Source organism: Blautia sp. SF-50 (assembly GCF_900101315.1).
GTDB classification, from domain to species: domain Bacteria; phylum Bacillota; class Clostridia; order Lachnospirales; family Lachnospiraceae; genus Blautia_A; species Blautia_A fusiformis.
Window position 1 is genome coordinate 70,268 of record NZ_FMUW01000008.1, and the last position, 12,025, is coordinate 82,292.

Genomic DNA, 12,025 nt, shown 5'->3' on the forward strand with positions numbered 1-12,025 from the left:
ATTTTTCAAAAATTCGCTGTTTGAGCGAAGAAAGTTTCGGACTTTTGGAAAATAACTTTAGCAGGTTCCGGCCGTTCGTTACTCAACTACCGCTGCAGTCCTTCTATCACCATCTCTGTCAGACGCACAACACTTCCCTGCACCTCCCGGATCTCTTTCTCCGAAATACCATCCTTATGAAATCCCCCGGTGCAAACCACTCTCTTTCCCAGCTCTTTCGAAACCTGCTCCGCCATCCACCGGCAGATCACCTCGTCCTTATGTCCCGGAAAATTCAAAACTGAAGAAGTCGCACTCACAGAACCATCCCCTGTCAGAGACACTCTCGGTTCCGTCTGCACCACACATCCCAGATGAGGTCTCTCTCCGCCTTTCAGACAGATAAGCACATCCTCTCCAACAAATGCAGCACTGACCTCCAGCTTACAGCCTGCAGTCTCCACACACTCTTTTACAATCCATTCCATCTGCGATACTCCTTTGCTTCGATCCCAAACGGTTCCAAAAGCTTTGCCGCAATATGATACACCATATCATCAATGCTCTCCGGTTTATGATAAAACGTCAGCATCGGCGGAATGATCCGCACTCCCGGAAGCATGGAAAGCTCATAAAGATTTCGGAGATGAATCCCGCTTAACGGTGTTTCTCTGGCTGCCAGCACCAGTGTTCTCTGTTCCTTGACCGTCACATCTGCCGCACGCAGAATAAGATTATCCGCATAGCCACTGTGGATCCCCGCGATCGTCTTCATGCTGCAGGGCACGATCAGCATCCCCTCTGTTTTGAAAGAACCACTGGCCGGTTTTGCCCCAATTTCTCCCGGTGCACATACATGATCTGCCAATCGTTTCACATCCTCCGGTTCCAGCTCCGTCTCCTGGCGAAGAGTCAGCTCTGCACTGGAACTCATGATCAGATAAGACTCAAAATCCGGATTCTCCCGGATGATCTCCAGACATTTTACAAGGAGCGGCAGGCCGCTTGCACCTGTCGCACCAACTATAATTCTCTTTTTCATTTTTTCAGCCATTTCTCCGGATCCAGTTCCATAAAACGGGCTCTGTGAAAATCTTCCTTCAGATCATAAGGCACCGTACAGTCAAAAATAGTCTTGCATGCAATTCCATGATCACGGATACTTGGAGAAAATGCAGGATCATTGGACGGATCAAGAGGATGACAACGGACACCCGGAATGGTGATCACATCCACATCCCCCTGGAATCTCGTATTCATCGCCCAAAGTACGTCATTCATATCAAAGCAGTCCACATCTTCATCTACCAGAAATACATTTTTCAGCTCACTGAAGGCGGAAAATGCAAGAAGTGCAGCCTGACGCTGTCTTCCCTCATCACTTTGAGAAAGCTTTTTAAACTGAAGGACAGCCATATACTTTCCACCTCCGGCACTGCTGCAGTATACGTTCTGAAGTCTTCCAGGCATTGCTTTTTCCACCATGCCATAGATGCTGGCCTCTGTAGGGATTCCCGCCATGGATACGTGCTCCTCACTTGGCCCGATACAGGTCTGCATGATCGGATTTTCACGATGTGTCACTGCTGTAACCTTGATCAGCCAGCACTGATCACTTGCAGGCCCTGTATATCCCGGAAACTCCGGCATGGCGTATCCGGTATTGCTGTTCTGATCTTCCTTTACACGCACACCCGGGATCACTTCTCCCTCGATCACGTATTCCGCATTGGCGATGGCACGCTCGTTAACGGTTAAACATTTACAGAGTTCCACCGGCTCTTTGCGCAGTGCACCGGCTACAGACAGCTCATCATACCCCAGTGGTGTTGTAGGCGGTTCAAAACAGGAACCGATCTCAATAGCAGGATCAACTCCGATACTGATAGAAATCGGCAGCCTTTGTCCCAGCTCCTCAGCACGCTCTGCCATTGCTCCGATATGTCTGGCACCAGGTGTAAAGAAAATGGAAAGCTCATCTTTTCCCTGAATGCAGAGACGGTGAATGGTCACATCGTGAACTCCAGTATCCGGGTGTGTGGCGTAGCACATGCCAAGTGTGATATACGGGCCCGCATCATCCGGTGTGTTCGTTGGCGCAGGAACCAGCTTATAGAGGTCAAAATCTGGATCTGCTGCCTTATGCACCACCTGCTGACACGGTGCATCGCCTTCAAGATCGACTGGTGGAATTGGATTCTCCACGCTTTTGCAGAGCATCTTTCCAAGATTTTCCGGCTGAGTGTCAAGTAAAGCAGCAACTCTTTTTCTGCTTGCCAGAAGACCGATAGCTACCTTTGCATCCGGGTGTCCTTTTATACGATTAAAGATCATGGCAGGTCCTTCCTTTGTGGGACGCTTCACCGTTCCACCGGCTCCTACATAACGATATACCCCTGCAAGCTCTGCCATCGGATCAACTTCCACCTCTGTTTCGATCAGCTGATCTGGCATCTGCTCCAGAAATGCCAGAGCACTTCTCAGATCTCTTACTTTTTCTGCCATAAAAAACCTCCTGCGTTATCTTTATATTACTGTTCACTCCGTTCTCAGTAACATCTTTATTTTCTTATGTTATTTTATCTCTTTTTTACATGGTGAATCAATTCTTTCTATGATATAATTGTTTCCAATATGGAATGATTTGTCACTATTTTCTAAAAGGCAGGTGTTACCATGACTCTTGAACAGATCGACTATTTTATCTGTGCAGCTCAATCCCGGACTTTTTTTGATGCTGCAGAAGCTATGCATATCTCCCAGTCCTCCCTTTCCAAGCAGATCATGAAACTGGAAAAAGAACTGGAGCTTACCTTATGGGACCGCAGCAAGCGTACTGCTGTGCTTACTCCTGAAGGAGAGTTTTTTTACAAAGAAGCACTTAAGATTTCCAGACAGTATCATCGTTCTCTGGAAGCAGTGTACCATTTTAAGGACAGTAAGCTCCAGGCACTTCATATTGGAACACTTCCTTTTCTTTCTCAGTACCATCTTACTTCTGTGATACACGGTTTTTGTGATACACACCCGGAGCTTTCTTTTTCTCTGAAGGAGGTAGAAGACGAAGAACTTCTTTCCGGTCTTGAAAAAGACTTTTTTAATCTGATCTTTGTACGAAAACACATGATAGACCCGGAGCTCTATACTTTTCATGCTCTCACAGCAGACCGTCTGGTTGCTGTTTTTCCTGAAGCTCATCCCTCCGCGTCCAAAAAATCGGTCTCTCTTTCCGAACTGAAAAAAGAATCTTTTATCCTGATGCCTCCGCACACCTCCATTTACCGTTTCTGTATGCAAAGTTTTCATAATGCAGGGATCCACCCTCAGCTTCTGCGTACTGCCCGCGCAGAATCTATTGTCAGCGCAGTGGAAATTGGCGAAGGGATCAGTCTTCTTACAGAAAGCAGCTTTCAGTTCTTTCGTCAGCCTTCGCTTGTTGCTGTCCCGGTTAATGGACTGAAAAAGCTATCTGTTGGAATTGCCCATAAAAAAAATATGGCTCTCACAACCTCTGCAGAATGTTTTCTGCAGTTTGTGAAAAGCCATATGTAAGGTATTTTTTCTATAATCCAAGCATCATTCCCACACCATGTACCGCAAACGCAACGATCCATGCAGTGGCACACTGTACTGCTACAATACCAGCGGCAGCTCTTACAGTTCCCATCTCCCGACGCACAGTTGCAATAGCTGCAACACAGGGTGTATAGAGCAAAGTAAAGATCAAAAATACGTAAGCAGTAAACGGTGTAAATAAAGTCTGAAGCAACGCCGTATTTCCGCCCAGAAGGACTGTCAGCGTAGACACAACACTCTCTTTTGCCATAAAGCCCGTGATCAATGCGGTGGATACTCTCCAGTCACCAAAGCCCAGCGGAGCAAAAAGTGGTGCCACGATGCTTCCAATCTTTGCCAGAAGGCTCTGATCTGTGCTGGTAACAAGGTTAAGACCTGCATCAAAGTTCTGCAGGAACCACACGATCAGCGTTGCCGCAAAAATAATTGTAAACGCTTTCTGGATAAAGTCCTTCGCCTTTTCCCAGATCAGCTGTCCTACACTTTTTGCAGAAGGAAGCCGGTAATTGGGAAGCTCCATGACAAACGGAACCGGCTCTCCCTTATATTTCGTCTTTTTCAGGATCAGCGCATACAGGATCCCGCAGAGAATTCCTGCAAAATAAAGGCTGATCATCACAACTCCTCTCCACTGCTTCGGGAAAAATGCACTGGTGAGAAGTCCGTAGATCGGAAGCTTGGCACTGCAGCTCATAAACGGAGTAATCAGAATCGTCATTTTCCGGTCACGTTCACTGGATAATGTTCTGGTTGCCATAATGGCCGGCACCGAACAGCCGAATCCGATCAGCATCGGCACAAAGCTTCTTCCGGAAAGTCCGATCTTTCGAAGGAGCTTGTCCATAACAAAGGCTACACGAGCCATATATCCGGTATCTTCCAGGATTGACAGGAAGAAAAACAAAGTAACGATCGTAGGAAGAAATCCGATCACGCTTCCGATACCGCTTAAAATTCCATCCACAACCAGTGACCGCAGTACTGAGCTGACACCTGCCACCTCCAGTCCCCTGCCAATAAGTGCAATTACCCAGTTCACGACCATAGTCATTCCGTCTGAAAGCCAGGCTCCCAGATAATTAAACGTCATCACAAATACAATTGCCATAATTCCCACAAAACAGGGAATTGCTGTATATTTTCCGGTAAGGATACGATCTATGGCGACACTTCGTTTATGCTCACGGCTTTCTGCCGGTTTTACCACAGTTTTCTCACAAAGCTTTTCAATAAAATTGAAGCGCATGTTCGCAAGAGCTGCCTCACGGTCCAGACCGCCATCCTTCTCCATAACATGTACCAGCCCATCAAGAACCTTTTTTTCACCTTCAGGCAAAGCCAGACGTTTTTCGATCAGAGAATCTTTCTCTACGATCTTCGTAGCTGCAAAACGTACAGGAAGTCCTGCTTTTTTTGCATAGGGTTCGATCAGATGAACGGCTGCATGGATACATCTGTGAAGTGCGCCTACCGGATCCTTCGGTGACTGATTGTCAGTACAGAAATCAATTCTTCCTGGTGCTTCTCTGTATCTTGCAACATGGACTGCATGATCGATCAGCTCATCAATTCCTTCATTCTTCGCTGCTGAAATAGGTACAACCGGAATTCCTAAAATCTCCTCCAGTTCATTGATCCGAACAGAGCCTCCATTTGCCCTTACCTCATCCATCATATTTAAGGCCAGCACCATTGGGATTCCAAGCTCCATCAGCTGCATGGTAAGATAAAGATTTCTCTCAATATTGGAAGCATCTACAATATTAATGATTCCTGTCGGCTTCTCATTCAGCAGAAAATCTCTTGTTACGATCTCCTCGCTGGAATACGGGGAAAGTGAATAGATTCCAGGAAGATCCGTTACCGTTGCCTCCGGATGCCTCCGGATGCTTCCTTCTTTCTTGTCAACAGTTACACCCGGAAAGTTACCAACATGCTGATTGGAGCCTGTCAGCTGATTAAAAAGAGTTGTCTTTCCACAGTTCTGATTACCTGCCAGTGCAAACGTGATCGGTTCCCCTTTGGGAATCGTATCACCGATCCGGTTCTTGCGATAATCTCGAGCCTTTCCAAGTTCTCCCACACCAGGATGAGCAATCGGCTGATGCCGTTCATTTTCTTTCTTCGTTTCCGTCATGGATTCGATCGATACGATCTCAATCTTTGCAGCTTCCGCCAGCCGCAATGTCAGCTCATATCCGCGCAGCACAAGCTGTACCGGATCTCCCATAGGAGCTGTTTTACGAAGAGACACTTCTGTCCCCGGTGTAAGCCCCATATCCAGAAGATGATGTCTCAGCTCCCCCTCGCCACGAACACTGATGATTCTGCCACATTCTCCAGTCTTTAATTTGTCCAGTGTCATATTGTCACCTCATCATAAGTACAATTTACATGGTCAATACATATATCTGTATTATCCACTGGTACATCGTTTCGTAAATAACTATATCAATCGGATTCACAGACAAGTGAATGGTATAGTTATTTCAAAAACGATGTACTAATATAAATGTAACACAATTTAAGTTATTTGACAATAACTGATTAATCTGATAAGTTTCGTATAAATAATACCAATTCAAAAGTTATTTATCATTAACATTTATATTTTTTCTCACTTTAGCACAATTCCTGTTTGATAAACAAACATCTTCATATTTTTTTTGCAGACATACAATAACATCCATGTATATTCCCGCAATAAAAAAGCGCAAACGACATATTATCTGTCGTCTGCGCCTTTTTATTGCGAGAACCGCTTCGGTGAATCCTTACTCACCAATTAACCAATTGTACATTTCCTCATACTGACGTGCGGAATTGTTCCAGGAAAAATCTGCAGCCATCGCGCGATCTACCATTTTATTCCATTCACGTTTCTTGTCATAATATACACTCTCTGCATAACGAATCGTAGCAAGCATTTCATGTGCATTGTAATTTACGAAGGAGAATCCTGTTCCGGTTCCCTCGAATTCATTGTACGGGACAACTGTATCCTTCAGACCACCGGTCTCTCTGACGATCGGAAGAGTTCCATAACGAAGGCTCATCAGCTGGCTTAAGCCACATGGCTCAAACAGTGACGGCATCAGAAATGCGTCAGATGCTGCATAAATTCTGTGAGACATTGCCTCATCATAGTAGATCTGTGCAGATACCTTGCCATGATACTTCCAGTCAAAATGACGGAACATATTCTCATAACGTTCCTCACCGGTACCAAGAGCAACGATCTGAACCGCATCCTGACACAGTTCGTCCATGATATAAGCGATCAGATCAAATCCCTTCTGATCTGTCAGGCGGGATACAATACCGATCATCATAGCTTTCGGATCCTGCTCAAGTCCAAGATCTTTCTGAAGCTGGATCTTGTTCTTGATCTTCTCCTTGCGGAAGTTCTTTGCATTGTAGTTCTTGGTGATATTCGGATCTGTCTCCGGATTGAATTCATTGTAATCAATACCATTTACAATACCACGCAGACTGTTGGCTCTCGCATTGAGAAGTCCGTCCAGCTTCTCACCATAAAACGGTGTCTTGATCTCTTCTGCATAGGTATTACTTACTGTGGTAATGGCATCTGCAAATACCATACCGCCCTTCAGGAAGTTTGCGTCCTTGTATGCTTCCAGTTTATCCGGCGCAAAGTAGTAATCGGAAAGGCCTGTGATATCCTTAACAGTCTTAACATCCCATACACCCTGGAATTTCAGGTTATGTATTGTCATAACAGTCTTGATTCCACGGAAGAATTCATTCTCCTGGAAAGAATCGTGAAGGTAAACCGGAACAAGTCCTGTCTGCCAGTCATGACAGTGGATGATATCCGGTCTGAATCCGATCACCGGAAGAACCGATAACACAGCTTTGGAAAAGAAAGCAAATTTCTCAAGATCCCATGGTGCGCTGTCATATGGTTTCGGACCGCTGAAATAATATTCATTGTCAATGAAGTAAAACTGGATCCCGTCATACTGCATCTGCATAATGCCTACATAGCAGTTCTTAAATCCCAGATCCATATAAAAATGGGTCACATACTCCATTTTGTCTTTCCATTCCTGTTTCATGCAGGCATATTTCGGTAAGATCACGCGTATATCAAAATATTTTTTGTCAAAGCACTTAGGCAGTGAGCCGGCAACATCAGCGAGTCCTCCTGTTTTGATAAAAGGTACTGCTTCTGATGTAGCAAACAGAATTTTTTTCATCTGTATTCCCCTCCCTGGGTACACCCGTTTTTATTTATGATTATACTCCAAAATTCATCTAATTTAAAGACCGATTTTTATATTCTAGTCTGATTTTATCTGCGATCAGTGCTATAAATTCAGAATTCGTGGGTTTCCCTTTTCCGGTGCTTACAGTATATCCAAACAATTCATCAATGGTATCCATCTTTCCTCGGCTCCATGCCACCTCGATCGCATGTCGGATCGCCCGCTCCACTCTGCTCGGTGTTGTCTGATGGCGTTTCGCAATGGTTGGATATAATACCTTGGTAATGGAATTGAGCATTTCCATGTCATTGACAGACAAAATGATCGCATCCCTTAAATACTGATACCCCTTGATGTGTGCCGGAACTCCGATCTCATGAATGATATTCGTCACATCGGTTTCCAGATTCCTCTCCGGCTGAGGCTTTTTGGTTTCTGTGATACCTGGCCTTGCAATCTCCCGCACTCTTCTGTCCCCAATCTTCCGAATATGTTTGATCCGGTTTAAAAGTGTGGTGTTGTCAAAAGGCTTCAAAACATAATAGTCTGCTCCAAGACTGAATGCATCCTCTGTAATCCTTTCCTGTCCAATTGCAGATAATACGATAAACACTGGAACTTTTTTGACATTTGCGTTATGGGAAAATTTCTCCATAACGGAAAGGCCGTCCATCTTCGGCATAATGATGTCGAGAATCACCACATCCGGCTCCTTATCTTTGATTATGTTACAGATTTCTTCTCCGTTGTGTGCTTTTCCGACCAGTTCAAGGTCTTTATCTTCTTCGATCATCTGACCGAGCATGTCTGTCATTTTCGCGTTATCATCAGCAATTGCAACATTTAATTTGTCCATGAGGACCCTCCTAACTTCTATCTCCTTGGGTTTCCAGACATACCCCCTGTCACCACGGCAGTAACCGACACTGTTAGCTGCCTGCGCTTTCCCCTTGCTGGCGACAAAATTATTATAGTGGAAATCCTGTAGTAAAATCAAGATAAAAGTAGTTATTTTATCACACTTTCGTACGATATTTTTCGACATTTTTTCTCTTATATATCACAAAATTCACTAAAATGCAGGTATTTCAATCTGTATCCGGCATTTTTCCCCATATAAAAAAGAGGCACTTTTCCCGGACTTTTTCCATGTTTTGTGCCTCTTTCCTCAACTGCAGATTTATGCATTGCCTGTCATATTTTCAATAAAAATCCCATATCCGCCGGTAGAATCCTGCACAAATACATGAGTCACGGCACCAAAGAGTTTTCCGTTCTGAAGCACAGGACTTCCAGACATTCCCTGAACGATCCCACCTGTTTTTTCCAGGAGTTCTTTATCTGTGATCTGGATCACGAAGCTCTTATTAGAATCCTCATGGTTCATATCGATCCTGGTGATCTCTGCGGCATATTCTTTTACTTCGCCGTCTGTGCAGCAGAGAACAGATGCGGGTCCAATTTTCAGATCCTGTTTGTAACCTACAGGAATCTTCTTCAGATCCAGATTTTTCACCTGATCAGCATCCACAGTTCCAAAAATGCCGTTTTTACTGTTTTCGGAAATCTCACCCAGGATATTGTCAGCTTCGTATCGGATCAGACCAGATAGTTCTCCGGGATTTCCTTTTTCTCCTTTCCGGATCCCCAGGATCTGGGCGTTGTAAAGATTTCCATCTGCGATACTTAAAAGTTTGCCGGTATCCACATCGCTGATCCCGTGGCCAAGAGCACCGAACCCTCCATTTTCGTCCACATAAGTCAGGGTTCCGATTCCCTGTGTATCGTCCCTCACCCAGATTCCAAGCTTGTATTTTCCTTTTTCATCTTTCACAGGCGTTAGGGACAGGGGAATCGTCTCTTTTCCCCGGCGGACCTTCAGTGTTACAGATTCTCCGCAAAGATCTGCAAGATCCTCCAGAAGATCCTGCTTGCACTGGATCCGGTTCTGATCAAAAGCCACAATATAATCTCCCGGCTTTACAATGTCCCGGGCCGGTTCTTCCATCTCACCACTTTCCGAAAGGATCTCGCCTGTATCAATGATCAGAACTCCTTTCGTCTGCATATAAATACCTACTGCATCTCCGCTTGCATATACTTCTTTTGCAGTTATATTTTTTACCTTCACATCCTTAAAAGGGATCACTCCCAAGAGTCTGCAGTGCAACTTATAGCTGTCTTTTCCTGAAACGGTGATCGCATCATCAAAGCTGATAAAAGGGCGTTTAAGAAGATTGGCTACTTCCCGGCTGTCCTCATGATCCACCAGGATCTGATCCGGGATCTTTCTGTCCAGAAGCCGGTAGCCCAGCCATCCCATCAGAATCAGATCCAGCGCAAGAAATACAAGGAGCCAACATCGGTATTTTCTTTTTCTGTTCATCTTACGTCACATCCTTTGTAATTTTCTGATACAAGCAAATCCCCACCCACTGCTTATTGCTTTTCGCAACTGAAGCAGGAAACTGACTTGATTCGGTTAAAAAAGAGGACTGACCTTTCGGTCGTCCTCTCTTAGTATGTAACGTATAAATTATTTCAGTCTTGTATTTTTTTGTTGCTGTGCCAATTCCTTCATCTCTCTTGCATTTCCAAGAACAGCCGGCGTGATCTGGGCACCGCCCAGAAGTCTGGCAAGCTCACGAACAGATTCCTCTCCTTCCAGAGGATGGATCTGGGTGATGGTTTCTGTTCCTTCTACATGTTTCTCAATCTCAAAATGGGTATCTGCCATTGCTGCGATCTGTGGAAGATGTGTGATACAAAGCACCTGCCTGTGCTGTCCGATCACTGCCATTTTTTCAGAGACCTTCTGTGCAGTACGCCCACTGATCCCTGTATCGATCTCATCAAAGATCAGTGTATCGATTTGATCTTTATCTGCAAGGATCGCTTTGATGGCAAGCATGATCCTGGAAAGCTCACCACCGGATACGATCTGTCCCAGCGGTTTTCTGCTTTCACCTGGATTTGTGGAAATCTCATATTCCACCGCATCATAACCATTATCTGTATAATTTTTTCTGCGGTCAAAACGGATAGAAAAATCCACATCCTCAAAATTCAGTTCCTTCAATCCTTCGATAATCTTTTCATCCAGCTGTTTACTGTATTTTTTCCGGATCTCTGAAAGTTCATGCGAAGCTTCCTCAAGAATCTTTTCTGCCTGCATAAGTTTTTCTTTCAGTAACCGGAAATTTTCTTCGAATCTTTGAAGTTTTTCTAATTTTTCCTGCTGTTCCTTCTGATAAGACAAAATTTCATGGATCGTCTGTCCATACTTTGCCTTCAAACTATTGATCAGATCCAGTCTTTTTTCTGTTTCAAAAAAAGTTTCTTCGTCAAAAGTCAAACTATCCATATAAGAGGACAGATCACGGCAAAAGTCACTGAGAAGTGAATCGATTTCCACAAGAGCTTCCTGTAAAGGTGCAAGATCCTTATCGTAATCTGCAATTCTTGAAAACTCTTTCAGGGCATTTCCGGTCATATCTGCGGCGCCCTGTTCATATCCGGTCATCCCACGGACCATTTGTGCTGTTTCCATGATTCTTCTGGCATTGCTCAGCTTCCGGTAGCGATCCTCCAGTGTTTCGTCCTCTCCCGGAATAAGAGCTGCCTCCTCGATCTCATTGATCTCAAATTCCAGAAAGGCTTTTTCACGGTTGCGCTGTTCCTCATCCATATCCAGTGCTTTCAGCTGATCCACACAGTCCCGATACTCCTGATAAGCTTTCCGGACCTTCTCCCTGGCAGGAAGGATCTGTTCCTTTCCATATACATCCAAAATAGCCAGCTGGCGGTCTCCATAAAGAAGTGACTGATGCTCATGCTGTCCGTGAATGTCCAGAAGACAGGCTGCTGCTGCTTTCATCTGGCTGACAGTACTTGTCTCTCCGTTGATCTTGTTGATACTTCTGCCGTCCATGATCTTGCGGGACATCAGCACCTGTCCGTCTTCCGGATAGATGTCAAGCGCCGCAAGGGACTCTCTGGCTTTCGTGTTTTCAACCTGAAACAGCAACTCTACCAGGGCATAGGAAGCATTTTCACGAATCATGCTTCTGGAAGTTTTTCCACCCAAGATAAGCTGTATGGATCCTAACAGAATGGATTTTCCGGCTCCGGTCTCACCAGTTAAGATATTTAAGCCTGGTCCGAATTCCACCTCTGATTCCTCTATCAGTGCAAGATTTTTTACATGCAGATGTACTAACATTGATTTCCTTTCTGGTATA

At 44.8% G+C, this 12,025-nt stretch carries 9 protein-coding genes; 1 reads left to right on the top strand and 8 read right to left on the bottom strand.

Annotation, left to right across the window (positions count from 1 at the left end; genetic code table 11):
- Positions 1-86 precede the first annotated feature (86 nt).
- The 3 genes from BLP57_RS07050 to BLP57_RS07060 are packed head-to-tail and all read right to left on the bottom strand — an operon-like array spanning position 87 to position 2,484.
- A complete protein-coding gene (locus BLP57_RS07050) occupies positions 87-467 on the bottom strand; it encodes a prenylated flavin chaperone LpdD (RefSeq protein WP_021650678.1) in 381 nt (126 codons plus the stop codon).
- The gene (locus BLP57_RS07055) at positions 452-1,021 is read right to left on the bottom strand and encodes a UbiX family flavin prenyltransferase (RefSeq protein ID WP_044960990.1); all 570 of its coding nucleotides are present in this window, start codon (positions 1,019-1,021) and stop codon (positions 452-454) included. Before BLP57_RS07055 ends, BLP57_RS07050 begins: the two co-directional genes overlap by 16 nt.
- Positions 1,018-2,484 (bottom strand): UbiD family decarboxylase, encoded by a 1,467-nt coding sequence (locus BLP57_RS07060; protein ID WP_092070402.1) that lies wholly within the window; start codon positions 2,482-2,484, stop codon positions 1,018-1,020. The genes BLP57_RS07055 and BLP57_RS07060 overlap by 4 nt, the downstream gene beginning before the upstream one ends.
- Before the next feature lie 171 nt (positions 2,485-2,655).
- Here BLP57_RS07060 and BLP57_RS07065 point away from each other — a divergent pair, with 171 nt between their 5' ends.
- Positions 2,656-3,531: a LysR family transcriptional regulator gene (locus BLP57_RS07065; protein WP_092070405.1), complete on the top strand. Its 876-nt coding sequence runs from the start codon at positions 2,656-2,658 to the stop codon at positions 3,529-3,531.
- 10 nt (positions 3,532-3,541) lie between these two features.
- Here the strand turns inward: BLP57_RS07065 and feoB are convergent, their stop codons facing one another.
- From feoB to recN, 5 genes are all read right to left on the bottom strand, one after another.
- Positions 3,542-5,920, bottom strand: a complete 2,379-nt coding sequence (gene feoB / locus BLP57_RS07070; protein WP_092070408.1) for a ferrous iron transport protein B — start codon at positions 5,918-5,920, stop codon at positions 3,542-3,544.
- A gap of 409 nt (positions 5,921-6,329) precedes the next feature.
- A complete protein-coding gene (gene glgA, locus BLP57_RS07075) occupies positions 6,330-7,775 on the bottom strand; it encodes a glycogen synthase GlgA (RefSeq protein ID WP_015524465.1) in 1,446 nt (481 codons plus the stop codon).
- Between the two features lie 58 nt (positions 7,776-7,833).
- Entirely contained in the window at positions 7,834-8,640 is an 807-nt protein-coding gene (gene spo0A / locus BLP57_RS07080) for a sporulation transcription factor Spo0A (RefSeq protein ID WP_015524464.1), read from the bottom strand.
- 324 nt (positions 8,641-8,964) lie between these two features.
- On the bottom strand, positions 8,965-10,170 hold the full coding sequence (gene spoIVB, locus BLP57_RS07085; protein WP_092070412.1) for a SpoIVB peptidase: 1,206 nt from the start codon (positions 10,168-10,170) through the stop codon (positions 8,965-8,967).
- Between the two features lie 150 nt (positions 10,171-10,320).
- On the bottom strand, positions 10,321-12,006 hold the full coding sequence (gene recN / locus BLP57_RS07090; protein ID WP_092070415.1) for a DNA repair protein RecN: 1,686 nt from the start codon (positions 12,004-12,006) through the stop codon (positions 10,321-10,323).
- Between the last annotated feature and the right edge of the window lie 19 nt (positions 12,007-12,025).

Excerpts from the sequence above, each read along its gene's own strand:
- BLP57_RS07050 (WP_021650678.1), bottom strand. The coding sequence starts at position 467 with ATGGAATGGATTGTAAAAGAGTGTGTGGAGACTGCAGGCTGTAAGCTG.
- BLP57_RS07055 (WP_044960990.1), bottom strand. The coding sequence starts at position 1,021 with ATGAAAAAGAGAATTATAGTTGGTGCGACAGGTGCAAGCGGCCTGCCG.
- BLP57_RS07060 (WP_092070402.1), bottom strand. The coding sequence starts at position 2,484 with ATGGCAGAAAAAGTAAGAGATCTGAGAAGTGCTCTGGCATTTCTGGAG.
- BLP57_RS07065 (WP_092070405.1), top strand. The coding sequence starts at position 2,656 with ATGACTCTTGAACAGATCGACTATTTTATCTGTGCAGCTCAATCCCGG.
- feoB (WP_092070408.1), bottom strand. The coding sequence starts at position 5,920 with ATGACACTGGACAAATTAAAGACTGGAGAATGTGGCAGAATCATCAGT.
- glgA (WP_015524465.1), bottom strand. The coding sequence starts at position 7,775 with ATGAAAAAAATTCTGTTTGCTACATCAGAAGCAGTACCTTTTATCAAA.
- spo0A (WP_015524464.1), bottom strand. The coding sequence starts at position 8,640 with ATGGACAAATTAAATGTTGCAATTGCTGATGATAACGCGAAAATGACA.
- spoIVB (WP_092070412.1), bottom strand. The coding sequence starts at position 10,170 with ATGAACAGAAAAAGAAAATACCGATGTTGGCTCCTTGTATTTCTTGCG.
- recN (WP_092070415.1), bottom strand. The coding sequence starts at position 12,006 with ATGTTAGTACATCTGCATGTAAAAAATCTTGCACTGATAGAGGAATCA.